This window comes from Labilibaculum antarcticum, assembly GCF_002356295.1.
Taxonomy (GTDB): Bacteria; Bacteroidota; Bacteroidia; order Bacteroidales; family Marinifilaceae; genus Labilibaculum; species Labilibaculum antarcticum.
In genome coordinates, this window is sequence record NZ_AP018042.1 from 4,909,340 (window position 1) to 4,935,713 (window position 26,374).

Below are 26,374 nucleotides of genomic sequence, written 5' to 3' on the forward strand. Positions count from 1 at the left end.
GTCATCCCGAGGGATCTGTTGAATAGGAAGAGATCTTTCACTTCGTTCAGGATGACGAGATTGAAAGTTTTAATTGCTCATAAGCGGTTTTTTTTTTATTCCTAACAGTGCTTATATTTTGAATGTTTTTGATTCTTGTCACTTGATACTTATTTGAAAAATGACTCCAAGCTACGACAACATACAATCCCTCAAACAAAAACTGGATGACCATATCATCTCTCTTCGGAATGATAAGGGGTCCTGGGATGGCAGATTGTCAAGTAGTGCCTTGTCAACAGCAATTGCGGTTTTTGCATTGTGGAAATACGATCCCAAGAAATACAATATTCAAATTACGAGCGGATTAAAATGGTTACGCCACAATTCCAATTTAGATGGAGGATGGGGCGATACCATTCGCAATAAAAGTAACTTGAGCACAACACTCCTGACTTGGGCTTGTCTTTGCATTGTAAAAGATGATCCTAAATATGCCGACTGCATTCACGATGCTGAAAATTGGCTGACTGATCGATTGAAAAAGTTGGATCCTAAATCAATAAGTACTGCCATTCTCAATCATTATCAGAAAGATCAGACCTTTTCGGTTCCTATTTTGGCCATGTGTGCATTATGCGGCAGACTGGGAGAGAAAGGTTGGGATTTGGTCCCACAACTGCCTTTTCAGATGGCGGTTTTTCCCGATCGTCTGTTCAAATTACTGAACCTTTCTGTGGTAAGTTATGCCATTCCGGCTCTAATAGCCATCGGACTGGTGAAATCAGTAAATACCAAAGCAAGCAAACCTATTGAGAGTTTAAATAAATCGGTAAAAGCAAAAATATTGAGGGTCCTGGCTGAAAAGCAACCCGATAACGGAGGCTTTTTAGAGGCCATGCCACTAACAGGATTCGTTCTCATGAGTTTGGTGGGATCGGGAGAGAAAGAGCTTGAGGTTTGCTCTAAAGCGTCTAATTTTTTAAGTAAATCCATTCGGGAAGATGGAAGCTGGCCAATAGATACGCATTTGGCCACTTGGGTGACTTCTTTATCTCTAAATGCATTGGATGATGACGATTTAGCCGAGTTACCCGAAATGGAGAAGACAGTGAACTGTTTACTTGATCAGCAATTGAAAGCAATACATCCCTTTACCAAAGCAGAACCGGGTGGTTGGGCATGGACACACCTTGAAGGTGGAGTGCCGGATGCTGATGATACTTCGGGAGCACTGGTTGCCTTGCATCGACTGAAAGAGTTTCAGGACATTCCAAAGAAAGTGATCGAAGATGGAATAAACTGGTTGCTGAAAATGCAAAATTCGGATGGAGGAATGCCTACATTCTGCAAAGGTTGGGGGAAATTGCCTTTTGATTGCTCTTGCCCTGATATTACTGCTCATGCCATGAAGGCACTTGCTCTTTGGAACAAGGAAATGAACCCAGAATTAAGAGCAAAAATCCATGCTTGTTTCAGAAAAGCCTGGCAATATTTAAAATCAACACAGCAAGAGGACGGTTCATGGTTGCCACTGTGGTTTGGGAACGAAGATGATGCACAACATCACAATCCGGTGTATGGGACTTCTATTGTTTTGTATTCTTTAACTTGCATTGAGTCAGTGTGTGTGTTCGGATTAGGTGAAGTTAAAATTAAAGCGGTAGATTTCCTTGTTTCTACTCAGAATCAAGATGGTGGATGGGGAGGAAATGCTTCTCTGATCTCTACAATTGAAGAAACTTCACTGGCAATCCGAGCGCTAAGGAGTACTTCTCGGACGTTAAGTGGTAAAGATAACTGGGAGCAAATAAGCATGGGGATTAATTGGTTGCAGAAGAACCTACCCAATGACTTATCAGAAATTAAAGCCACACCTATTGGGCTTTATTTTGCCTCACTTTGGTATTTCGAGGACATGTATCCATTGGTATTCGCAAGTTCTGCACTAAAAGAGGTTTTGGATTCATCGGCCTTCTCTAAAGAAATGGAAAACACATTGGTTGAAAAGGCCTGACAGCGTTTTTTCAAATTTGTTTGGAAGAGCTATCCCAGATTTGTAATCTGGGGTAACCGAGTATGAGATTTTTAATTTCAGTTTGGATATTGTGCTTGTCGGGATTACAAATCCCTGTTCTCGAAACCTGCAAATTACAAATTTGCAGGAGCTTCAATTCGTAATTCCTAATTATTCATTCGTAATTAATCCACTAGTACTCCAATCATCTCCCAAAAGATCTTCTCATCCATCACATTAATATGATATTCCAAAGCTTTGCGGTTTTTGCGGCCTTTTCCCGAGAAGGATTCTGCATGAGCGGTAATCAGGTAATCTACGTTTTTGGAAACTACACGTTTTACCATTAAACCACGCTCTTTCACCAATTGTTGTGCCAATTCACTATCAATACGCTCACCGTTTATTTTGCAGGAAAGATGACCCGAGAAACAAACACTCTTGCCTTTTAACGATTTCAGTTGCTTTTGTAAGCCTGGAGTGGTGATTTGTATTTTAGTTCGTTCATACTCTATTAACAAATCCAGATCTTTTGGCAGGATGCACAATAATTCGGAAACCAAATTAATGTCTTCCATTTCTGTATTGGTCAAAATCTCATCGAGCAGGTAAATACGAATTAACTTTCGCAAATATTCCCTATGAATCTTCATTACCTGATCTTTGGATAGTTTGTAATCCGAAGCCAGTTCTACCAATGAAACGATTTCCCTTTCGCTTAAAATACGATCGGCAAGTGCCCGATCCAGAACATTTAAATATTGACGAACCGGAACCGAGTCTCCCGCATTGGAAGTCAATCGGTTTAAGAGGTCATAAAGGCGGGTTTTTTGAATGTTGGCAATATTCCGAGCTTCCTTACGCTTAATGAAAATATTACGTCCGTTCGGACAATCATCAATTTTAATTACGAATAGAAAATCTCGTACAAAATCTTCTATTTCGAACTTTTGATTGTATAGGTTCTTCAATATTGAGAAAAGCTTGGCAGTTGCCAGTGAATCAGCTTTAGCGGTATGTCGGGCATATAAATCGATGTCGTAATACGTACACAATTGTTCCAATCGGCGCAAGCCAGAGTCCGGAGCAACCAAATTGGCCAATTTTAAGGTGCAGATACCCTTTAAATTTGCGATTTTTCCATTCAATGCCGGCTCTAAAAATCGGATGGCAAAATCAAGATCATGAGCAACCAATGTTTTACCATTTAATCTGGATAAGATATCAGGTGCAATCTCAGAGATGGAAGGTGCATTTTTCACCATTTCATCCGTAATACCGTGAATTTGGAATCCTTCGATGTCTTTTCCCGGATGTATCAATGTTTCGTAACTATCGAGAAGTTCGCCATTCCAATTTACAGTTTGTATGGCCAATTCGATTAAATGATCGCCATGTTGAGGTGAAATACCGGTAGTTTCCAATGAAATAATGGCAAATTGATGATTGTAGAGTTCCAGAATAGGATCAGTTGTCATAGGTTAATTTTGCTTAGGGTTTTACGATTGGTAACAAATATAAAAAAATTATGCTTAGACCTGACAGGTTTCCAAAACCTGTCAGGTCTTAATTCATTTTTAACTAAAAAATAATGTAGTTTTGAGACTCAGAGATATAAAACACAAAATTAACATACACTTATGAATATCGACAAACAACAAGCACAGGAACTGATTGATTTTATCCATCAAAGTCCGAGCACATACCATGCGGTTAATAATATCCGTGAAGAATTAACCGAAGCAGGATTTCAGGAATTGGATCTTCGGGAAGAATGGACCATTGAAAAAGGAGGGAAGTATTTCACTACCAAAAACGGATCTGCCATTTTTGCTTTTCAGATTGGCACAGGCGAAATCGAGGAAGAAGGATTCCAATTGATTTGCGCTCACAGCGATGCTCCTGGATTTAAGATCAAACCAAATCCTGAGATCGCAGTGGAAGGAAATTACATCAAACTAAATACTGAAGTTTACGGTGGCCCGATTTTGAATACCTGGATGGATCGTCCGCTTTCCATAGCAGGTCGAGTATCCGTAAAATCAAACGACCCGTTGAATCCAGAGCATTTATATGTGAAGATCGATCGTCCGTTGATGGTGATTCCAAATATAGCCATTCACATGAATCGTGAGGTGAACGAAGGAGTAGCCCTAAACAAACAGAAGGACATGCTGCCTTTACTGGCCATGATCACCGATGAAATGGAAAAGGATAACTGTTTGGTGAACTTGATGGCTGAGGAGTTGAAGATTGATGCAGAAGCCATTATTGATTTTGATATTAATTTATTTGAAGTAGAAAAAGGTTGTGTTATGGGCTTAAACGAAGAATTTATTTCTTCGGCTAAGTTGGATGATTTAGCCATGACACATGCCGGATTATCAGCTTTACTATCTGTCGGTAACTCGAAAAAAACACAGATGCTGGCCATTTTCGATAACGAAGAAGTTGGCAGTTTAACAAAGCAGGGAGCTGGCTCTCCTGTATTGCGTCATTTATTGCAGCGCATTGTTTTCAAGTTGGGTAAGGATATGGAAGCCTTTCACCGCGCAATTTATAATTCATTCATGATTTCGGCAGATATGGCTCATGCCGTTCATCCGAATATTCCCGATAAACACGATCCAACCAACCGTCCTTACATCAACAAAGGACCGGTAATCAAAATTCACGCCAACCAAAAATACACTACCGATGGTGATTCGGGAACCGTATTCGAAACCTTGTGCAAGAATGCAGATGTTCCTTACCAAAAATTTGTGAACCGTTCCGATTTAGTGGGAGGGAGCACTCTTGGTAATGTTTCAACGGGTCAGATCGATATCCGTACAGTAGACATCGGAAACCCTATGTTTGCTATGCATTCAGTTCGCGAAACGGGTGGAGTAAAAGACAATGTGTACATCCGTAAAGTATTTACAAGCTTTTTTGGATTGTAGAGAAAACTAAAATATAAGAAAAGGCAGCACTTCATTGGTGCTGCCTTTTTTATTTTGAAGGCTCGTGTAGGAGTAGTTGCCGATTGCGTTGCACTTTTCCTGCCATTACTTATACCAGATGTTTGGTGTCGTATTTATTTTTCTAAGATGCCCTTTTCAACACTATCTTCAATAAGTTTTTCAGCATAATTCCATAATTCTGTCGAACCATTTTTTATTGCTATTTTCTTATCGTAAACTGTTTGATATTTTACTCCAAATTCTTTCCATGTCCCACCATTATTTGATGTATTCTGCAATAAAGGTTCAAGTCTGTCCATTGATTTTGCAAATTTCGCCTCATTAGAAATACCATCTTCAAATTCAGTCCAAACTTCGATAAATTCTGCAGCCTGCTTTTCGGGTAGAATACCAAAAATCCGTTTGGCAGATTTCAGTTCTTCTTCGGTATTTTCATGATTTTTATTTTGGTCGTACAAAAAGGTGTCTCCAGCATCTATTTCCACGATATCGTGAATTAACACCATTTTCACGACTTTTAGCAAATCAATTTTCACATCAGAATATTCGCTTAAGACAATTGCCATCATCGCTAAATGCCAACTATGTTCAGCATCATTTTCATTTCGGTCGCTATTGAGCAATTTTGTCCGTCTCTGGATGTATTTTATTTTATCAATTTCTTTGATAAACTCTATTTGCTTTACTAAATTTTCTCCTATCATTTCCAAGTCTCTTTTTTTTAAATATTGCCACTAATGGGCCTTGCTAAATTTCTTGGGCGATTCAATGAGTAGCCTTATTTACCTACCGAAGTGAGCAGTGCGCCAAGTAGGTAAGCCGTTTAAATTTACTTTATTACATTCTGAGCAAGCCCATTTTTAAATCAGGAACACCTTTAAAATAGTGTCGTGTCCTGTAATTTCAAAGCCCAAAGATTCCAGAGGTCTACTCATCGCCTCAATAGCGAATCTTGTAATATTAAACGTTTTGGCTATCAATCACTCTCTAGGGGCAATGATATAATAAACTCACTGCCCTTATTCACTTCGCTTTTTACGATAATTGAACCTCCATTTCTTTCAATAAATTCTTTACAAAGAATAAGCCCCAATCCTGTGCCCTTTTCATTATCGGTTCCTTTGGTTGATATATCCTTGTCTATTTGAAATAAATTATCAATAAGCTCAGGAGACATACCCACACCGGTATCGGTAATATGGAGACTGATGCTATCTTCATTAACCTGTGAATCAATAGTAATATGCCCTCCTTTATGCGTAAATTTTATAGCGTTGTTTACTATGTTTCTAATGAATGTTAAAGCTGTATTTTTATCAATGGATACAATCAATTCAGATTGAACCTTATTGATTATTTTAATGTTTTTAGAATCTGCATTTAACAAATAGGTAGAAATACTTGTCGCTACCAATTCTTTCAAATCTAATTTTTCTTTATTGATTCTAATTTCATCCGTTTGAGTTCTAGCCCAAGTTAAAAGGTTATCGAGTAAGCTATATGCATTAAGAGATGACGTATTAATTTCTTGAATACAATTTTTTCTTTCCAAATCGTCAAATGAATCATATTCCGTAATCAATAAGTCTGAAAAACCAATTATGCTGCTAAAGGGACTTTTAAGGTCATGGGAAATAATTTTAAAGAACTTATCCTTAGTTGCATTGGCACTTTCAGCCGCAGCTTTAGATTTTGTTAGTTGCTTCTCAATATTTTTTTGTTCGCTTATATTTGAATCAATAGAAGCTATGCCAAAAGGATTGTCTTCTTCATCAGTCAATAAGGATAAAGTCATAAGAACAGGGATTTCCTTGCCATCCTTTTTCAATCGCAAACACTCAACATCACGAACCAATTTACCTTCTACGCAAAGTTTAATCAACTCATCCATTTTTTCATGATCTCCATCCGGCACTAGTAGCTGACTCGATTTGTTAACTAATTCCTCTCTTGAAAAGCCATATACATTCACAGCCTCATTGTTCATTTCCTGAATATTGCCATGTAAATCTTCTATAAAGCATGGATTAGTACCATCCAGAAATACCTTGGAGAGTTTTCTGATTTCATTTTCTGCCAACTTTCGGTCGGCTATTTCCTGTTGAAGACGCACGTTAAGTTGCTCCCTTGTTGTTATTTCTACTTTCAAGTTCTTATTAAGTGCTTCGTTACGAATGCCTAATATAAACGCACGCACACTGGCAGCATGCATCACCTGACCAGCTCGCAGCAAAATTGCAATGAAGAACAAACAAAGCAAACCCAAGATATTATAGAGACTCCCACCTTCAAAGAAAAACCGTAATGATATAGGCAATGCCGTGAGGATTAGAAATGAGACATAAGAAGGTGTCCATGTGTAGTAGGCTGCAACAGCTGCAGCGCTCAGAGGCAAAACAACTATTGGCCATACCGCCTGATATTCCGGATGTTCAATCGGCCATAAGAATGCAAAGGGGATGGCCCACGTTAAGCCGGAAACAATAACACCGATGACATGAAGCTTTGCCCATCGATCAATATCAGATGTTAAAGGTGCTCGGCGTTCAAACGCGAATACAATGCCGCCTCTTGCTATCGTAAGGAGAACTATTATTCCTGCCCACAAGGCAAGTTTCCATTGAGGAATAACCTGCCAGAAAATGACACAGGCAGTAAGCGCAACAATTAAAGCCCCAATCAGGCCAGTTTTCGTTTGCTGATAAAGCAGTTCAATCTGGGCATCACGTACTTTTTGATCGATATTGGTGTATTCTTTTGTAGCTAATTTGTCCATTACTCCATTATTCCTCATAATAATGTCACTTTTGTGAATACACGTTTTGGTTCATGTTTTTTCATGCTGACTCTCACAGTTAAGTAAAACAATTTGAAAACACTCTTACCTCTGTGACCGTTAAAATATAACAACACGACCGAACATCCTAATAATTTTTAAGTATTTGTGACTCACAATAACACCAGAAAAAGCTCTTTTTCGTGTTGGGAAATTGGGGGTGGCTATTATACTCCAATACACTTGGTAATGTTTCAAGGGGGTCAGGTCGATATCCGTACAGTAGACACTGGAAACCCAATGTTTGCCATGCACTCAGTTCGCGAAACGGGTGGCGTTAAAGAATCCGTAAAGTATTTACAAGCTTTTTTGGATTGTAGAGAAAACTAAAATATGAGAAAAGGCAGCACGTTGGTGCTGCCTTTTTTATTTTGACCACGCTTGAGCTATGCGCAGAAGCTTTATCCTCATTATCTATCAATTCTTTTCACAAACCCAGATTTTTCTGGCGAAATTCTTCTTTCCACTTTTACTAACGCTGCAATAATCTGATATTCTGAATCCTGTGTTGCTGATTAAGTTTGTAATATCTGAGGTAGATACAATAACAAGTCGATCTGTGATTTCTGCTGTCGACTCAATAATGTTTACGATTTCAGTATCAGTTGCACTGGTGAACAAATTATAGGGCAGGTCGATAATAGCAGCCTCATACCTTTTGCTAATGTCTTTTATATCGGAGTGATATATATTTGCAGTATAATTGAAGTGAGAAAGATTTTCCCGTGCATTATTACACGTTTTCTCGTTAATGTCGCAACCCTCAATGTTATTCCCGGCAAAACAGGCTTCTAACATTATTGTGCCAACACCACAACAAGCATCCAGCAGCTTTTTCTCTTTGTTTGCCTTTGCTGCAATATTGACAAGAGCTTTGGCAATATTTACACCTATTGAGTTACTGAACGAGCATGGTTTTTGCTTGTGTTTATGCCAGTCTATATTGTTTTTAATTGAAACCCCAAAATACCAAATACCTTCGTAATAGCACAAAGCATATGTTGTTGTTGGCTTATAATAATCAGGTTCTCCTTCAATGCTGTAGCCTATGTCTCTTAACTTATTTAGCCTGTCGGTATACTCAGTAGTATCACCATCAAAAACTAAATATTCAATTTTGAACCCTTCAGCGCAAATACTCTCTTTTTTGATGTCATTTATTAAAGTAGAATAATCGTTAGAACATGAAATAAGTTCAAGTCTGTTTCTAATGAAAGCACTACTCGAAGGATCTACTTTTATATTGGAAAAAAGCAGTTTATTCTTTTCTTCCTCATTAAAAATATATTTCGATTCGAGCGTGCACAACTCTCTTTCAGTAATGTCACAATTAAAGGAATATATATATTTGTTCATCTGCATATTTTTTGACCTTGGAATGCAAAGATGATACTATAAAATCAATCCCCATCTTTTGTTCCTGATATTCTTCTGTCAGTGCGATTTTAGCATTGCCCGTTAAGGCACATCCTTTGCAAAAGGTAAAGAGTAGACTTTACACCAAATTGGTAAACCGTTTCAATTTAGTGGGAGGGAGCACACTAGGTAATTATAACATATTTTTCCTGAGGGATTAATTTATTTTCATGTTTTAATTATTTATTATCCATGCTAAAATAGCATAATTATAAATACAATGCATCTCATTAATAAGTGTTTAGAAAACATAAATAGTTTAGCAAAAACTATAATTTATGTTGCAATTTCATCATTAAACGTGCCAATTCAATATATTTATTTATTTTTAGGCAACACAAACATAATTCCATTTAATAATGAAGAAGCTCTACATAAAACATCTCATAGCATTGAGTGTTATTTTCACATGCTTTGGATCATATGCTCAAGTTCAGAATATGGTACTTAACCCTAGTTTTGAAGTGTATGAAAAATGTCCTCAAAGTTACACTTTTATGGACCACACGCATAAATTAGTTCCTAACTGGACATATCCAACAGCTACTACTCCCGATTATTTTAATGAGTGTGGCTCTAATGAAGTAAAAGTACCGGATAATTTTGCAGGATATAGCAAGGCTAAATCTGGTAAAGGGTACGTGGGAGCTATTTTAAGTGGAAGTAATCGCGATTTTAGAGAATACTTTCAAGGTACTTTAATTAGCTCTATGGATGCAGGTCAAAAATATTGTGTTTCATTTTGGTACAAATTAGCATCTGGAAGTAAATTTGCTGTTGATCAGTTGAGCGTGCATTTTTCAAATTCAGAATTAGCAAATGGGAATAAAACATTTTTAAACTTAAAGGCGCATTTAACGAATAAAGAGGGTTTATTTTTAGACAATACAGACGAATGGGTTCAGTTCTGTCAAGTGTATACAGCTAAAGGAGGTGAGGAATTCTTTGTTGTGGGCAACTTTAATAACTATGATAATACGAACTATGTAGTTACTGGTCGTGATACTAAGAATAAAAAAGGCAAGACATATGCTTACTACTTTTTCGACGATTTTGAGATTCGTCCGCTAGTTGATTGTAGTATGTGTGCATGCGTTCCTAAAGATTTAGCAACCGTGCTTATTGATTCTTCTTATACAGGAGGTCAAAATCCTGTTACAGGTCAAAGTAATAAAATAATAAATGATGGTGTCATTAGCTTAAAAATATCAGGAGGAGAAGCTCCTTATACTATTGATTGGAGTAATGGAACAAAAAATGCACAAAAAATTCAAAACCTAAAAGCAGGTACATATACTTACCATGTAAGTGATCAAAATAATTGCCACTCCGAGGGTACTATTGTTTTTAAAGAGCCACTGCTGTCTAAAGATGCTTTTACCGAGGGATTAAGAAATATTGAAGAAGGAGGTGCTCTTACTTTAAATAATATTTTCTTTGAAACTGGTAAAAGTACGCTTTTGCCAACTTCATTTGAAGAACTCGATAAAGTAGTCGATTTTTTAAAAGAAGGAACAGTTAGTTTGATTGAGATTAGTGGGCACACTGATGATGTGGGTTCTGATGAATTAAATCAAAGTTTAAGTCAGCAACGAGCAGAGTCTGTGGTTACGTATCTTGTTGGTAGAGGAATCAATTCTCAAATAATCAAAGGGGTTGGGTATGGAGAATCTAAGTTTTTAGATACCAATAAAACAGAAGTTGGACGATCAAAGAATCGTCGTGTGGAATTTTTAGTACTAAAAAAATAAACTCTTACTTATGAACTCAAGAAAAATAAATATACTAATCATTTCATTGCTAATATCATTTGCTAGTTTAGCACAGAAGCCTGAAAGAATATACAATAATTATTTATTCAAAGGCATGGAGGCAAGTGCAAAGGATGATATTGATAAAGAACTTACTAAGGCTAAAGAACATTTCGATAAAATTTTATTAGATGAACCTGAATCAGCAATGGCTAATTTAGGACTAGCTATCGTTTACTCATATGATGAATATTCTGACAAAGATTATTTTAAAGCTTGGGGATACTTTCAGAAAGCTTATGAAGCACAATCTCAGTTTACTGCTGACGATAACGATGTTTTAAATGATTTGTTTTCTAAACAAGATAAAAGGCGTAGTAATAGAACTGTAATTAAAAACATGGACTGGCAGCGCCAACAAGTGGAAGATAAGTTGATTAAATTTGTGCGGGAGGAAAATAATACAGATTATGCCAAGCGGTTTTTAAAAGAATTTCCTGATTCGAAATACTATACCAATGTTTCACATATTTTGAATTATATCTTGTTTCGTGAAGCCGAGAATAAAAATACGCTTGCTGCATTTAATCAATTTTTAAAGGATTATCCTGAATCAGCTCAAGCTGATATAGCAATAAAGATGCGCAATAAGTTAGCCTATAAAACTGCTGTAAGTGAGGGGTCATTGAATAGTTTCCGGAATTTTGTTGAAAAATATCCTGAGGCTGCTCAAGTTGATGAGGCTAAGAAATTAATGGAAGGAATGGCTTTTAAAGAAGCATACGATAAAAATACACTTGAAGCTATTGAGCATTTTATAGTAGAATTTCCTAATTCATCAAAAATGCCAAAAGCTAAAGCTGTAAAACAGAAATTGCTTTTTGAATGGGCTAAAAGTGTAAATAGCTTAGAGGCTTATAACAAATTTGTGGCTTCATTCCCCGAAGGCAAGCATTACGTTGATATTTTTAATCTAAAAGCGAGTGTATTAGGAGAAGAGATCCTTACGGATTTTCCAATGGAAAATTACAAGTTCGTAAAAGGGTTCGATAACCAGCAGTTTAACGATTTTGGTGGTGGAATTGCTAAACGCCCAAATGGAGAGCTTGTAGTAGCTGCATCGTCGCGTAAAGCAGAGGGAAAGATGTATGACTCTTGGCTTTTAGGCCTAGATACCAGTGGAAAAATGATCTGGAATAAGATGCTAGGAAACCGTTTTGATGATCTTGTAAATAAAGTGAGCATAAGCGCTCAGAACGAAATTTATGTTGCCGGTATTACTGATGCCATAGTTGATAGTGTGAAAGGGCAAGCGTGGCTTTATAAGCTCGATGCCAATGGTAAAAATATATTTAATCAAAGAATTGATATTGATGAAGTACTTGATTTTGTAGTTTATCCCGACAATAAAATTTTAGTTGCAGGCTATAGCAAAAACACAAACGATTCAACTTTTACGCCTGGTTTAGTAAAACTCAATGCCAATGGTAAAATGTTGTGGTCTCGTGCCTACTCAAGCAAGGGCAAGCTTTATAATTTAGCTGGTGATACCTTAGGTATTACTTATGCTGCTGCAGGCAATTGGATATTTGCTGTTAACCAGGCAGGTTATTTAAAATGGGATATTTTGTTGGATCAAGATGTAAAATCAACCGCTGTTGGTATTAATGGGAACAATAAACTGCTTTTTGCTGGTTTAAATACTACAGGAGCTTTTGCAAGTGCATATACTATAAATGGGGAAAAGATTTGGGAATCTCCTATTCCTGTTTCTGGAAATGGAAATATAGAACAAATTATAAGTTTACCTGATAATAGTTTTGTTATTGCAGGAACATTTGATAACAAAATCAAACTAGTCCATATCGACGAAACAGGCAGTATTCAATCAGAAAAAGAATTTAGTTTACCACAAGGAATTAAACTAAACGATTTAACAGCTGCTGATGAGAATTTTGTAGCAATTAGTGCGACAAGATTAACGGAAAAAGGCGATTTAATTGTATTTGAAATGGAGCTATAAAAAAAAGATTTGTAAAAAAGGACTTTCCTTTTTTACTAGCTGAATTCAACCTACAAATGCAACTTCTGGGGTAAAGGTTTTACCTTATCTACCGACCAGAGGGAGTCATGCGTACCGAAGCAAGCCGATTAAATTTACTTATTTATAGTGGGAGTAAGTCCATTTTTAAATCACGAACACCTTTTAAATAGGGTAGGTGAGTAAATTTAATTGGCTTGCTGGTTCCGGCTCGTCGGGATTAATTGTACTAAACTTTCAATCCCGATAGCTCGGGGGCTTATCACCGCTTATGATGATTTGAATTTTGCCTTACCTTTTATAGATGATTTCTTGTCCGCCCTGAGATAAGGTCAGACTTTCAACTTGTTCAGTTTTATTAAATGTAATTAAAGCTGGAACTACTTTTAAATAGAACACATTTTCAGATTTAGGATAAATTTCAATTTCATTTTGACCTGTTATTTGAATTTTCATTTGCTTACCATCTTTAGTAACCTTCATAATAAACTTTTGGTATTTATAATTACCAACATAACTTTCCAAAATAGCATCTTCAACAGTTACCTCTTTTACCAAACTCTCCGTATCCACTCCTAATTTTTTAAGCATTGCAATACCATTAGTATTACCAGGATTGATTTCGACAGATTTCTTATAGCTGGCAATGGCTTTTTCATTTTCTTTGTTCTTCATCAATGCATCGCCATAACTGTCATATACATTGAAAGAATTAGGAAAGGCTTCCATATTTAGTTTGAACACTGCAATAGCTTTTTCAAGTTCACCTTTCCCAAGATAAGAATACCCCAAACCATTCAATTGGTTCTCTCCAAAATCATATTTGTCAGTTCGATTTTTCTTTAATTCCCAATAAGTTCTTGTAGCTACTTCAATTCCTTCATTTTCAATACTCTTTTTAAGATGGGTTACAAAAGAAGGCTTTTGGGGCTTATTTAAAGCTGATGTTGGATCTAATAGATGGAATACAATATCATCGACAGCAACGTCTGAGTTTGTCAGTACGACTACACCTTTATCTCCACCTTTAATAAAGCCTGCAAAGGCTCTATAACCTCCTGTTCCTCCAGCATGCCATGCAATTTCCAACTTATTACGTAACCTAATATGCCATCCCAAGCCTACCATTGAGCTACTGCCTTTGCTTGTTGAATTCTTATGTGACAAGTGCATTGCTGGATACAAATCACTCTTTTTTAAACCCATATTAGCTGCCAAGTAAGTTAGCATATCAACAGTTGTAGAACGAATAGCTCCTGCACCAGCTAAAGTTGGTATGTCCCAATTTTCTACCTCAACACCAGCACTATGACCCATAGCTAAGTTTTCTTTCATTTTTGGCGTAAAGGCAATGCGTGTATTTTCTAATTTTAAAGGTTTGGCGATAGTCTTTACCATTAACTCTTCATAAGTCATTTGTTTTTTATTTGCCAATACATGCCCTAACAAACCTTGAGCATAATTGGAGTATTCATATTTTGAACCAATATCACGAGTCAATTCATAACTATTTAAGAAGGCATACATTTGCTCTTCTGAGTAATCTGCATAAGGATTAGCAAGATTAGCAGGGTTGAAATTATCAGGCATTCCAGGTAAGGAGGAGGTATGATTGGACATCTGATACAGTTTAATTGATTCTCCATTTCTGATGGGAGATGTGACTCCTTCGGGTAAAAGTTCTTGCAAAGGGGTATCCAAATTTAACTCCCCTTTTACAACCATATCAGCTAATAAAATTCCCGTAAAGGTTTTTGAAATAGAGCCAATTTCAAAAACAGAATTTTCATCAACAGGCTCCTTGGTCTCTAAAGATTTTACACCATAGCTATAATAGCTTACGCCATCAGAAGTAATTACGCCTACAACTAGTCCTGTATTAATACCATTATCAACACGAGCTTTGATGTTTTCCTTAACTTCTGCTGAAATATTCTTGTTCTGAGATTGACATCCGTATAATACTATTTGAAATAGTATCAGTAAAATGGTAAAATACTTTTTCATAACTCTTCTGTTGATTTTGTTAATAAGGTTTCTGCTTTTTGCAAATGAATGCCAATGTTATTAATAAAATTTTTGGGCTCCCGATAGTTATCGGGATTAAAGAGTAATCTTTATCTACCGACCGAAGGGAGATCACAACACGAAGTGAGTCTTGCGCCAAGAAAGCAGGCCGATTAAATTTACTTATCGAAAAGGTGCTAAAAATCCGTTCATCTTTTTACTTGTCAATAATTCGTTTTTTTTTGTTTTCGTTAATAACTAGTGCTGTTATCGAAACAATGATAATTATTGAAGCAGCTAAAAAGATCCAGGTATTTTTGGATTCAATGTTGAAATTTGAAAAATCAAAACTTAATATATTTAAGGTCATTGCTAATATTACTAAAATTAAAGAGATGTTTCTTTTTATCATATTCTTTGTGTTTTAAGTTCGTTTCGCCAATTTTGACCAAGGGTAAATTTCCCACCTTCTTTTCCCCTTAGCTTAACAAATTAATCAGTTACTCTGATGTGGGGAATGAATGGCAACTTATAATATTTTAATTTACCTGATAAACTCCAGTATCACCAGTCTCCAAATATTTTTGAATTATATCTAATTCTTGGAGTGCTTCGGTTTTTGTTTTATAAAGTCCTACAATTTGTGAGTTACTAAATATAGAAGCCCCTGCAATACTGCCTATTATAGCAAACTTCAGCTTTCCTCCAAAGTTTCTTGTAATTAACAAACTTGCAATTTGTATCAACTGTTTTTTATCTTGAGATCTTATCCACATAATATTATAATTAAAAATTTGTACACATCTTAATCAACCGATGCGTTTGGTCCTTCATTCTTTATTTCGATTATTTAATTTAAAAAAGTGTATTTATTGATGTAAATAGCGATAACACTCACACCTAATGAACCACTGCAAGACCCGCTTGGTTTAAGCTTGCGAAGTATTTGGTGGTGGGAGAGGTTTTCCGCTAGGCTAACGACAGCTTATTCGATGTGTGCAATAGTATTTACTTCATTTTTTTAAAACCATTCAGTCCAATTTGATGAATCATATAAGGCCACATTTCTGTTCCTTTTGCTCCTGGGAAAGTCCCGGCATTTGATGTTTCTTTAAACTCTCCATTTACCTCAGTTTGAATATCTGAATTGTATGTTAATGTATGTTCAGTCCGGTTTTTCATCAATAAAAGGATTTTCATGTTTTTTTCTTTCTCTTCATCAGAATCACCACTTGTTGATAAGCAGAAACAGAATTCGATAGTTCCTTTTTGTCCATTCTCTTTAAAAATAGAGTCATTTTCCCATGTATCAACCAACTCCTGAAATGGTTCATATTTTATAATAGAATAGTCAAATTTTGTTGAGTCAATTGGATGTAACTCAATAGTGAATTTACTACCAATTGGAAATGTATATCCATTTGCTGGTTTAGTAGGTAATTCTTGAGAATAACCTATCATATTTATCGTAAATAAGATTAATATTAAAAGTATGTTCTTCATATTTATTGAATTTATGTTGCTTTGATATTATTGCTAACTTATAAATACAAGGCTGTTTATTTCGATTATATAATTTTAAAAAGTGTATTTATCCTACCAATAGGACAGAACAATTTTCTCTAAAGGCCATTAAAACTAAGCATTAAATGCATTAAACAGTAGTAATTAGGTAGGGAAAACAATTTGCAGAACTAAAAAAGAACTGCTCTACATAAGTTGAGGTGAAAAAAGCAGAATAAGGTGAAATTTATTGCGGAAGAATATCTATACATAATCATTTCAGGACTGGAAATGCCCGTTTTTACTGCTGCAGAGCCCATTTTAACCCCTACAAAGTTCATTATGAGTGTGTGAAAAAGTAGGATAGGATCGTGTTTTATGCTGATTATAATTAGTTAGTGATCGGTATCTCGTTGCTTGGGGAAAACTTCAAATTGAAAAAAAATGCCCTTCCCGAACAGGGGAAAGCTTCGATTTGAAAAAAGAGACCTTTCCCGAACAGGGGAAAACTTCAAATTGAAAAAAGAGACCCTTCCCGAACAGGGGAAAGCTCCGATTTGAGAAAAGAGACCTTTCCCGAACAGGGGAAAGCTTCAAATTGAAAAAAGACGCCTTTCCCCAAGTGGGGAGGCTTTATATTTGAATTTTTGGGCTTATCCCCGAAAGGGGGAGATTGGAATTTGAAAATTGCCGGCAATGAAGAGTAGGGGGAGAGGTGATTTTTTTGAGGTCGATTTTACTTTAGACTTTTCAGCTAATTCTTAGGGCTTGTGTCTTTCACTACAATACTCATCTCGCTTGAAATTTCGTCGGCAGCTTCACTAATGAACCGACCTTAAATACAATTCTTTTTTTTTACCAACTCTCAAAATCGATACTTTAAATTTTAGCTTTCTTAGGTTTTGTCTTCAAGCCAGACGGGCTTTTCATTTTTGATTCATGCCTAATTTTAGCGGGTATTCATGAAATTTATATGTGAATAAAAAGAACTCGCTACGCTCAATTGAGTGAAACGAAATCGATGAGGCCCGCAAAATTATCTCGATTCAAACAGCTTTTTGTTCTTAACGCTATCTTCACTAAACGGGTCCCGATCTCCGGACTCAATGTCAAATTCTTCCTAATTAACAGACTGCAAGGTGATGCTTTCAAAAAAGACAAAACAAATAATAAAAACAAAAAGATAAAAGAGTAACTGGTTTATAAAATCAGACGCAGATTATTATTGAGTAAGGAAGATCAAGAGGTAATGAGTGAAAAATAAAACACCACGGAGAACACAGAGTACCACAGAGAAAAAACAACATTCACAAAATGTCATTGCGAAGGAGCATAGTGACTGTGGCAATCTGTCCCCTTTTGAGAACAATCGTAAAAGCGCTGCGAAGTATTTATAGATACTACCACGGTACTCTGTACCTAAAAATCATGAACATGGCTGTTGCTACTCTTTTCAATTGTTTTTACATTGTATCGCCGCCTACGGGGCTCTTTTTTATTTATTCTCTATCAACTACCATATTATCGCTCCTCTGGAGCTGTTAAAAATCCCGTAGGGATGTTATTATGGTAGTAGTCAATTAATATCAAAATAAGAAGTGCTGTAAGCACGAAAGAATATAATGGCAAATTTATCCGCTTAGTAATGATAATTTAAGCTTCTTTTAATACGAATTGGTATTTGGTCATGCTCTGACTATAAGCAAGCTGTTCTTGTCAGGGTATGACTAGTCTTCGAGCTCTAGACCTTTATTTCTCCTGTCCTCAAGCCGGACGGGCTTTTACTTTTTCCTTGGATGAAAAAGTAGACAAAAAATCATTGACAACGTCCTCAATCACCCGTTAGTAGTTCGATTGCTAAACTACCGAACTTGTGAGATCATGAACTCCTATTTATGAAATTTATATGTGAATAAAAAGAACTCGCTACGCTCAATTGAGTGAAACGAAATCGATGAGGCCCGCAAAATTATCTCGATTCAAACAGCTTTTTGTTCTTAACGCTATCTTCACTAAACGGGTCCCGATCTCCGGACTCAATGTCAAATTCTTCCTAATTAACAGACTGCCAGTTGAAGTTTTTAAAAAAGACAAAACAAATAATGCCACGGTACTCTGTACCTAAAAATCATGATAATGGCTGTTGCTATAAATACCACGGTGCTCTGCACCTTTATTCCTCTAGTCTTATAATCAGTGCAGATCTTAAAAAATCATAAGGATCTGCGTCTATCTTTTTTATAAAAACTAGCTCATTAATTCGAATGCTGCAATTTAGTTCCTTCTCCTTAAGGAGAGGGTTAGGGTGAGGTGTTAACTTAATTCGAATACTGCAACTGAATCAACTTATTGTATTTCCCTTCCGAAATCTTCATCAAGCTATCATGCGTACCTTGTTCCACAATCTCGCCTTGCTCCATCACAACAATTTCATCGGCCTTTCTAATGGTCGACAATCGGTGGGCAATTACAATGGATGTTCTTCCTGTCATGAGTTTCTCGAGCGCTTCCTGAACCAGCATTTCCGATTCGGAATCGAGCGAGGAGGTGGCTTCATCCAATATTAAAATCTTAGGGTTTTTAAGAATCGCACGCGCTATGGCTACTCTTTGGCGCTGACCTCCTGAAAGCTGGGTGCCACGTTCTCCAACAACAGTTTCAAATTTTTCGGGAAAGCGTTCTATAAATTCCAGGGCATTGGCCTTTTGTGCGGCTTCGTAAATTTCCTGCTCGCTGGCCCCCGATTTTCCATAGGCTATGTTTTCACTGATACTCCCTCCAAATAGAAAAATATCTTGCGGCACTAAGGATATCTGACTTCGTAAGGCCGATAAGGGAATGTCATGACTGTCATGCTGGTCAAAAAATAAGCTGTTTTTAGGCGGACGATGTAACATCAGCAGGAGTGAGGCCATGGTACTTTTTCCAGCTCCGCTATGCCCAACCAGAGCAATCATTTTATTGCTCTCAATTTTTAAATTGATATTGTTTAAAACTGCTTGCTCGCTTCTCGACGGGTAGGCGAAATTCAAATTTTTAAAGCTAATTTCTCCCTGCATCCTAAATTTAGGATCAATTTCACTGATGTCCTGAATATCTTCAGGTTCTTCATCGTAGATCTTGAACAGGTCTTCGGTGGCTCCAATAAATTTCTGAATATTAGTATATACATTGGCCAATCCGCTAATGGTACCCCCCACAAAGACTGAATAAATAACAAAAGAAAATAAATCTCCGGCTTGCATTTCACCCGCTTGCAGTAAACGGGAACCTTGCCACACCATGGCGGCAATGGCACCAAAAAGGCCGAGAATAATAAAAGAGGAAAATGCCCCTCGGTACTTGCCTCGGGTCATGCCTAAATCGGCCATTTCTAAGGTTTTCTTTTTGTAACGGGCAATTTCGATATGTTCATTGGTAAAAGCTTTTACACTCTGTATGCCTTGCAGGGTCTCTTCAATAATTGTGTTCGAATCGGCCAGCTTGGTTTGTACATCTTTGGAGAATTTCCGGATAAACCGGCCAAAATACCTTGCAACAATCATGGTTGGGGGCAAAGTAATCAGCATAAAGGCAGTAAGCTTTATCGAGATAATAGCCAATAAAGTAATTCCACCTGTAATTACGATAATCTGTCGAATGAATTCGGCCAGGGTGCTGGTCATGGTTTCCTGAAGCAATATCACATCTGCCGATATTCTGCTGTTGAGTTCACCTACTCTTCGGCGTTCAAAAAATTGCAGAGGAAGCTTTATTAGATGGCGGTAAGTGGCCTGACGAAGTGCTGCAAGCGATCTTTCGGTTACGTTCACAAATAATACAATGCGAAAATACGAGAAGGTGGCTTGTAAAATCAATATGCAGGCAATTAATAGAGCCGTTTGATTTAAGCTTTGCCCCAGCGTTGTATCATTGCCAGAGTTCACCAAATCACCCAAGAGCTTGGGAAAAGCCAAACTCGCCAAACTTGAACCCAACAAGAAAAAAATACCCAAAAAGTATTGTCCTCTGTAGGGTTTAATGTATTTGTAAAGTCTTAAAGCACTTTTTAAACCACTTTTATTTATTTTCCCTTTCGGAACATCCGATGAATCTGCTATATGTGTTCTTGCCATTCTCTAATTTCACTATTTGTTTCAATTCTTAATAATACACAAATTAGTCGGGATAATGTTTTCTGTTGCTTGTTTTTAATTGGCTGGATAAGATAAAATCTCATCCATGTTTTTTTTGATTCCCTCTTCTTCAGGAGAGGGCTAGGGTGAGGTGTCTTTCCAATGGCAAATATGGATACTTCTGCTCACTAAATGAGTTTCTCTGTTTTAATAGGGATAGATAGGTGATTTTATACCTAAAGGATGAGCAGAAGAGGCCATTTAGTGAGCTTTCGGGTTGAAAGTATGATCTGAATGAAATATTTGATGAGCTTTTGCTTCAAACTGTGAGCTGAAAGGTCTTAAAAAGTAAGATCTGCTAGTAAATTAATGATTGATGTCCCTAAAGACAAGAGGGTATTCTATTGACGTACCGAAAGTCGCGGAATGTTAGTTTTGGCGCCAATATTATTACGAAGTACTCAAAGGCAAGGTGAATTTGAAAATACTTCCTTCTCCTCTTTTGCTTTCCGCCCAAATTTTCCCCTTGTGTTTTTCCACAAATTCTTTACAAAGCAGTAAGCCTAAGCCCGATCCTTTTTCTTCAGCTGTGCCTTTGGTTGTAGTATTGGTATCTATCTCAAATAGCTTAGTAAGTGTTTCGTTATTTATTCCAACTCCATTATCCGAAACGGAAATTTCAACTTGGCTTTGCTTCGGAATTGAAGAAATAGTTATTCTTCCTCCTGGCTTTGTGAATTTAATTGCATTCGAAATAAGATTTCGTAAAACAGTCTTCAACATGTTTTTATCAGCATCAATTTCAAACTCATCCGATTGAATATGGTTTAAAGATATATTCTTAATTTTTGCTGTCGAATTTGAATTTTTTATTGTCTCTTCGATAATGGATGACAATATCAATTTTTGTGGGTCGAAAATTATTTGTCCGGTTTGTGATTTTGCCCAATTCAATAAATTGTCAAGTAAAACAAGTGTGTCTTTAGTAGTCGTATTTATTAATCTTAAATATTCTTCAGTTTCTAACTCATCAATATCTTTTGCGTCTTCAATCAATAGTTCCGAAAATCCTAAAATACTACTAAACGGAGCTCTTAAATCGTGCGCTATTATTGAAAAAAGTTTGTCTTTTGTGGCATTGAGTTCAATTAATTGCTTTTCGCTTTCTTGCAGAGCTTGTTCAGAACTTTTACGTTCGGTAATGTCAAGCATGATACCAACAATTCCGTAAAACTCATTTTTATCATCGATTATATTGGCCTTATGAAATAATATATCATGCAAAGTCCCGTCGGCATATTTAACCCGGCTTTCATAGGTTTGATTTTCTGCACTGTCACGTAATTCACAATCTGCAAGTTGATATTTGTCAGCAAGTTCCTTTGGAGCAATATCGTAAACACTGGAATTTATAATTTTAGTTTTAGGCAAACCGAGAAAACTTGCAAAAGCGTCGTTACAATTCGTATAGATGAAATCTTTGTTTTTTACGAACAAGGGATTCGGAATTGTATTAATCATTTTATCCTGAATTTTTAATTCAAGTTTTAATTTGATTATTTCATTCTGCAATTCTTGATATGTCGGGTTGTCATTGCTCATTTAGTATTTGCTTAAAAATTCCCTATAAGTATGCACGATAATTGTTTGTACGGCTAGCATTGAGTTCTTGTTTGTATTTTGATATGATTTAATAAATCAATGCATTATAAATATGTGATTTTTCTTGTTGTCCCAATCAGGAGATTGAGTAAATCTGGGCTTAAGTTAATGTCTAATGTTGAAAACTTGACATCATTCTGGTTTTTTTTTCTCGTACCTCAGTATCCCTCCATGGTCAGTTTATTTTATTGTTTCTCAGGAATATTGCCATTTGATTTTCTCATCACAAATTTCACGAAGTCGCAAAGAGCATAGTAGGTTGATCCGAAGCTTTATCTGATTTACAATCAGAGGCAAAGGAGCAACAGGATTTTTAATACAAAAATGAAAGCCATTTTGTTCTTTTTCTCTGTGTCCTCCGTGGTCCACTATTTTTTAATCTCTTTTATGCTATTGGTATTTTATTTTCACCACAGAGAGCACTGAGTAGCACAGAGTATTAATTGTTTGGAACATCCTGCTGTTTTATTTCTCTGTGTACCTCTGCGTACTTTGTGGTCAGTTTTTTTTCTCAGGAGTATTAATATTTGATTTTGTCACTACAAATCTCACGAAGTAGCACATAGAATAATATATTAATCGGCTTAGCTAGTCCTAAAAAACAAAAGAGACCATCCCTTGCGGGACAGTCTTAATATTATAAATTACAGCTTTGTATTAATTCTTCAGGAGCTTCTTTAATCGCATTCCAGATTGATATTTGCACCTTATTTTCTATAACGTCTTTTCTTCCTAATCTCGTTCGTTATTGGATTTTCTGAAGAAATACTTTTAGCGGTATTCTTTTCTGTAGTATCAGGATCATCACTTAAGTAAATGGAATCCTCAGCGCTCGATTTGATGGCAAGAACCTGTCCATACTTCTCAGGCAAGTTCAATTCAGCAGCATCCTTCCATTCTCCCATTCCGAACACAGCTATTTTTTCTCCTTCTTCAAGAATTCCTTCTTTGTACCGAAGTGTTTTATTGAATCCCCAAGAGCCTTCACTTTTATAACCTTTACTGGCAAGGTAGTTTTCAAGATTTTCACTAGCATCAGTAAAAAAGCCACTAGAATAGCTTTCATCTTGAACAATGTAAGATTTAATCTTACTGTCGTTTATAAATGCACAGCTGGTTTCTTCCCGAATTAAAAATTTGTTTGATATTTCCTCCTCAATAATCGTTTTCCATTTCGAATTTTTGCCTGATGATACTTTTTGCTCAATATGTACATAGTAATAGGAGCATTTACGATTCGAAAGAGGAGACAGAAGGGGAGCATCAACAAATTCTACGGTTCCAACAATTCTTGCTAGCTCACCATCTTTAAAATCTGCAATTTTCCGGAGAACCGATTTTTTCAGCTTTCGTTTAATGATCGCTTTTTTACTGAAAAAGACTACTGATATTAAAATAACAATGGCTATTGCGAAAAAAATAAAGAAGAAAAATGCTTCCATTTGGGTTGATTTTGTGTTTAGTATATAAATAATAAACTTTCAGACTGTTCGTTATAGTCCGAATCGAAAATAAAGATTATTTATGATTATACCAATAGGGAAAATATGTAATTCTTAGCCCGAGTTAATTTCTTAAACCAAAGAGCCATTTTACTGTTTTATTTCTCTGTGTGCCTCTGTGCCCTCCGGGGGCAACTATTTTTTAATCTCTTTTATGCTATTAAAATTCTATTTTCTCACCACAGAGAGCACTGAGTCGCACAGAGTATTAATTGTTTGAAAATCCTGCTGTTCTTTTCCTCTGTGTACCTATGTGTCCTCCGTGGCACACTATTTTTTAATCTCTTTTATGCTATTAATATTCTATTTTCTCACCACTGAGTAGCACAGAGAACATTTTTGTGTCCTCCGTGCTCAGTTATTTTTATCTAATATGTTATCGATGTTTTTATTTTCCCACCACAAATCTCACGAAGTAGCACTGAGAATAATATATTAATCGGCTTAGCTAGTCCTAAAAAACAAAAGAGACCATCCCTCGCGGGACAGCCTCCATATTATAAACAATATCTTCTATTTTAATTCTTCCAAAGCTTCTTTAGCTGCTTTCAATAAAGGTTGTGCCGATAAATCATTACCCGTAGCTTCAACCATCCATTGGTTTGGAGTCAAGCGTCCTTGCTTAAATATTCTGTCTACTTCGGCAGGGAAACTCTTTCCTTTTAACTGCTCTTCCAATTGGAACTCAATCACATTCCCAAAAGCATAGTTCGATAAGTACAGCGGACTGTTCAACATGTGCGAGTAAATGGCCAAAATGGTCTGATCTTTCACACCATAAACAGGAGCGTAGAACTCATTCCAAACTTCTTTAGCAATTTGCATGGTCGCATCGCGCAACTGAGCTGCATCTGCTTCAGGATTTGCATACAACCATTTCCACATACGAATATCCAATACCGATACACCCATTATTTCGTATGCACTCCAAAATAAATCCAATTTCTTCAATGCATCTTTTTGTGGTGAATCATCAGTAATGCCTAATAAAAGCATATCTCTTTTTTGGAAGATAAACGCCAAGGCCTCTGTAAATGCAGTGTTAGGAACACCATTCATTACAAAATTGTCAACATCATACAAGGAGATAGTTTGCTCAACATTGTGTCCAAATTCATGAACCGCAATATTGTATCCTTTGTAATCCATTCCTTTCGCACCAATTCGGGTACGCAAATGCGCTTTCTGTCCTTTTGCAGCACCGCCCCAGGCATGACCCGATCCTCTTGCAGGATCAACAGCAATATGATCACCCAACCATTGTGCTCTTTCCTCATCGTAACCCAGCTTCACCAATAGGTTTGGCAAATTAGCTTCCAAGGCGGCAGCATTAGGATACAATTCACGGGTTTGTGCATCCAGTTTCGATTCGTCCATGCCGCTGCGAGCCTTAAAGCCATCATACCAAATGTCGAATGGCTGTAATTTCCGACCCAATCTCTTTTGAATTAGTTTTCCAACTTTTACCGTTTCTTCCGAGCGCATAAAATCAGTAAAGATTTTCTCTGTCGCTTCCGCGGATATCTCTTTCGCGCCGTCATATTGTCTTTTGATAAAGGTATTCTGATCGGTATAATACGCATCCATCGCTTTGTTGGCGTGGAAATTATTCAATATCTGCTGGTATCTTTCATTTGGTTCAGGAGTCGCATCAATAGTTTTTCCGTTTTGGTAAACCATGTTTGTGTAAGGATCCCATTCAACATCGCCCTTGTTAATTACCTTTTCAGGGATTTCCTGAGAAATAATGCGCTGCATCACCTGATAGATCATCTTTTGCTTCTCTAAACCATCATTTTTGTTGGCGTAGTTCGCTTTAAGTTCATCACGCAGGTTCCAATGCGATAAAAGAACTTTATCCTCAGGGAAGAAACGGTTTCCTTTGGCATCAGTTAAATGTCCTACATAAATATTGTAGTCCATGATATAAACATCTGTGTTAGCGGCCATTTTTCCGACTTCCTGCAACAATTCGGCTGGAACTCTTGCTGTAAAATAATCACCTAAACGAGCATAAGCCCACTCCTGTCGGGTCCAGTTCTTTGCATTGGCTTCTTTTTCACCCAAACTAAATGCCGGAAAGTTTAAGGCAATGATAAAAGCAATCTTGTTTTGGTAGAAATCATTCATCCAATGCGAATCTACGCTGTAAGCTCCAAATGCATTGTCAATAGGATGTTGTTCAAATGTATTTAAATGCACAGGCTCTAATAAATCAAGAGTGATTTTATTAAAATGACCGGTTATAATTTCGATGTTTCGTGATATTTTCTCGAATACGAGTTCTTTTTCTGCTTGATCAGTAATGAAGTTCTCTTTACAGAAGGCTGTAAATTCTTCTTCAGTTCCGTCGCTGGCACGCCATAGGTTAGCCGCATGTTTTACTCCTTTTTCAACCAAGCTCTTATCTGCATTGCTTGTGCTCAGTATTTCAATCGTCTGATTGATATTTGCGCTTGAGATGTTCGAAACATCTGCTTTTTGTTCTGCTTTTGTCTGATTGCCGGAAGCTGATAGTACCAGTAGAGCAGAAAACAAAATGATCATCTTTTTCATTTGAGTAGGCTTGTTATTGGTTTGAC

Annotated in this window: 16 protein-coding genes; 5 read left to right on the forward strand and 11 right to left on the reverse strand. The window is 36.6% G+C overall.

Features of this window, described 5'->3' with window-relative positions; all coding sequences use genetic code 11:
- Positions 1–160: 160 nt before the first annotated feature.
- Entirely contained in the window at positions 161–1,996 is a 1,836-nt protein-coding gene (locus ALGA_RS19655; protein WP_096432168.1) for a prenyltransferase/squalene oxidase repeat-containing protein, read from the forward strand.
- A gap of 185 nt (positions 1,997–2,181) precedes the next feature.
- Here the strand turns inward: ALGA_RS19655 and ALGA_RS19660 are convergent, their stop codons facing one another.
- Positions 2,182–3,474, reverse strand: coding sequence for an exonuclease domain-containing protein (locus tag ALGA_RS19660; RefSeq protein ID WP_096432170.1), 1,293 nt, complete (start codon positions 3,472–3,474; stop codon positions 2,182–2,184).
- 162 nt (positions 3,475–3,636) lie between these two features.
- Between ALGA_RS19660 and ALGA_RS19665 the strand changes: the two genes are divergently transcribed.
- Entirely contained in the window at positions 3,637–4,938 is a 1,302-nt protein-coding gene (locus ALGA_RS19665; RefSeq protein ID WP_096432172.1) for a M18 family aminopeptidase, read from the forward strand.
- A 134-nt stretch (positions 4,939–5,072) separates the two neighbouring features.
- Here the strand turns inward: ALGA_RS19665 and ALGA_RS19670 are convergent, their stop codons facing one another.
- Positions 5,073–5,663: an HD domain-containing protein gene (locus ALGA_RS19670; RefSeq protein WP_096432174.1), complete on the reverse strand. Its 591-nt coding sequence runs from the start codon at positions 5,661–5,663 to the stop codon at positions 5,073–5,075.
- Positions 5,664–5,935: 272 nt separating this feature from the next.
- Positions 5,936–7,753, reverse strand: coding sequence for a sensor histidine kinase (locus ALGA_RS19675; protein WP_096432176.1), 1,818 nt, complete (start codon positions 7,751–7,753; stop codon positions 5,936–5,938).
- 291 nt (positions 7,754–8,044) lie between these two features.
- On the opposite strand from ALGA_RS19675, the gene ALGA_RS23690 reads away from it, so the two are divergent.
- Positions 8,045–8,125 carry a hypothetical protein gene (locus ALGA_RS23690; protein ID WP_394339918.1) on the forward strand — a complete coding sequence of 27 codons (81 nt, stop codon included), beginning with the start codon at positions 8,045–8,047 and terminating at the stop codon, positions 8,123–8,125.
- An 87-nt stretch (positions 8,126–8,212) separates the two neighbouring features.
- Here ALGA_RS23690 and ALGA_RS19680 read toward each other — a convergent pair whose 3' ends face one another.
- A complete protein-coding gene (locus ALGA_RS19680; protein WP_162845496.1) occupies positions 8,213–9,151 on the reverse strand; it encodes a TRM11 family SAM-dependent methyltransferase in 939 nt (312 codons plus the stop codon).
- A gap of 419 nt (positions 9,152–9,570) precedes the next feature.
- Here ALGA_RS19680 and ALGA_RS19685 point away from each other — a divergent pair, with 419 nt between their 5' ends.
- Both ALGA_RS19685 and ALGA_RS19690 read left to right on the forward strand, forming a co-directional pair.
- The gene (locus ALGA_RS19685; RefSeq protein ID WP_096432180.1) at positions 9,571–10,962 is read left to right on the forward strand and encodes an OmpA family protein; all 1,392 of its coding nucleotides are present in this window, start codon (positions 9,571–9,573) and stop codon (positions 10,960–10,962) included.
- 10 nt (positions 10,963–10,972) lie between these two features.
- Positions 10,973–12,985: a hypothetical protein gene (locus ALGA_RS19690; RefSeq protein WP_096432182.1), complete on the forward strand. Its 2,013-nt coding sequence runs from the start codon at positions 10,973–10,975 to the stop codon at positions 12,983–12,985.
- Positions 12,986–13,294: 309 nt separating this feature from the next.
- On the opposite strand, the gene ALGA_RS19695 is transcribed toward ALGA_RS19690, so the two are convergent.
- The 7 genes from ALGA_RS19695 to ALGA_RS19730 form a co-directional block, all read right to left on the reverse strand.
- Positions 13,295–15,010: a serine hydrolase gene (locus ALGA_RS19695; RefSeq protein ID WP_096432184.1), complete on the reverse strand. Its 1,716-nt coding sequence runs from the start codon at positions 15,008–15,010 to the stop codon at positions 13,295–13,297.
- 539 nt (positions 15,011–15,549) lie between these two features.
- The gene (locus ALGA_RS19705) at positions 15,550–15,786 is read right to left on the reverse strand and encodes a hypothetical protein (protein WP_096432188.1); all 237 of its coding nucleotides are present in this window, start codon (positions 15,784–15,786) and stop codon (positions 15,550–15,552) included.
- 232 nt (positions 15,787–16,018) lie between these two features.
- Positions 16,019–16,513 carry a hypothetical protein gene (locus tag ALGA_RS19710; RefSeq protein WP_145957686.1) on the reverse strand — a complete coding sequence of 165 codons (495 nt, stop codon included), beginning with the start codon at positions 16,511–16,513 and terminating at the stop codon, positions 16,019–16,021.
- 2,318 nt (positions 16,514–18,831) lie between these two features.
- Positions 18,832–20,628, reverse strand: coding sequence for an ABC transporter ATP-binding protein (locus tag ALGA_RS19715; RefSeq protein WP_096432192.1), 1,797 nt, complete (start codon positions 20,626–20,628; stop codon positions 18,832–18,834).
- Positions 20,629–21,078: 450 nt separating this feature from the next.
- Positions 21,079–22,230, reverse strand: coding sequence for a PAS domain-containing sensor histidine kinase (locus tag ALGA_RS19720; RefSeq protein WP_096432194.1), 1,152 nt, complete (start codon positions 22,228–22,230; stop codon positions 21,079–21,081).
- 767 nt (positions 22,231–22,997) lie between these two features.
- Positions 22,998–23,732, reverse strand: coding sequence for a hypothetical protein (locus ALGA_RS19725; RefSeq protein WP_188115968.1), 735 nt, complete (start codon positions 23,730–23,732; stop codon positions 22,998–23,000).
- Positions 23,733–24,305: 573 nt separating this feature from the next.
- Positions 24,306–26,348, reverse strand: coding sequence for a gluzincin family metallopeptidase (locus tag ALGA_RS19730; RefSeq protein WP_096432196.1), 2,043 nt, complete (start codon positions 26,346–26,348; stop codon positions 24,306–24,308).
- Positions 26,349–26,374: the final 26 nt, after the last annotated feature.

Coding starts and splice junctions, on each gene's coding strand:
- ALGA_RS19655 (WP_096432168.1), top strand. CDS start 161: ATGACTCCAAGCTACGACAACATACAATCCCTCAAACAAAAACTGGAT.
- ALGA_RS19660 (WP_096432170.1), bottom strand. CDS start 3,474: ATGACAACTGATCCTATTCTGGAACTCTACAATCATCAATTTGCCATT.
- ALGA_RS19665 (WP_096432172.1), top strand. CDS start 3,637: ATGAATATCGACAAACAACAAGCACAGGAACTGATTGATTTTATCCAT.
- ALGA_RS19670 (WP_096432174.1), bottom strand. CDS start 5,663: ATGATAGGAGAAAATTTAGTAAAGCAAATAGAGTTTATCAAAGAAATT.
- ALGA_RS19675 (WP_096432176.1), bottom strand. CDS start 7,753: ATGAGGAATAATGGAGTAATGGACAAATTAGCTACAAAAGAATACACC.
- ALGA_RS23690 (WP_394339918.1), top strand. CDS start 8,045: ATGCACTCAGTTCGCGAAACGGGTGGCGTTAAAGAATCCGTAAAGTAT.
- ALGA_RS19680 (WP_162845496.1), bottom strand. CDS start 9,151: ATGAACAAATATATATATTCCTTTAATTGTGACATTACTGAAAGAGAG.
- ALGA_RS19685 (WP_096432180.1), top strand. CDS start 9,571: ATGAAGAAGCTCTACATAAAACATCTCATAGCATTGAGTGTTATTTTC.
- ALGA_RS19690 (WP_096432182.1), top strand. CDS start 10,973: ATGAACTCAAGAAAAATAAATATACTAATCATTTCATTGCTAATATCA.
- ALGA_RS19695 (WP_096432184.1), bottom strand. CDS start 15,010: ATGAAAAAGTATTTTACCATTTTACTGATACTATTTCAAATAGTATTA.
- ALGA_RS19705 (WP_096432188.1), bottom strand. CDS start 15,786: ATGTGGATAAGATCTCAAGATAAAAAACAGTTGATACAAATTGCAAGT.
- ALGA_RS19710 (WP_145957686.1), bottom strand. CDS start 16,513: ATGAAGAACATACTTTTAATATTAATCTTATTTACGATAAATATGATA.
- ALGA_RS19715 (WP_096432192.1), bottom strand. CDS start 20,628: ATGGCAAGAACACATATAGCAGATTCATCGGATGTTCCGAAAGGGAAA.
- ALGA_RS19720 (WP_096432194.1), bottom strand. CDS start 22,230: ATGAGCAATGACAACCCGACATATCAAGAATTGCAGAATGAAATAATC.
- ALGA_RS19725 (WP_188115968.1), bottom strand. CDS start 23,732: ATGGAAGCATTTTTCTTCTTTATTTTTTTCGCAATAGCCATTGTTATT.
- ALGA_RS19730 (WP_096432196.1), bottom strand. CDS start 26,348: ATGAAAAAGATGATCATTTTGTTTTCTGCTCTACTGGTACTATCAGCT.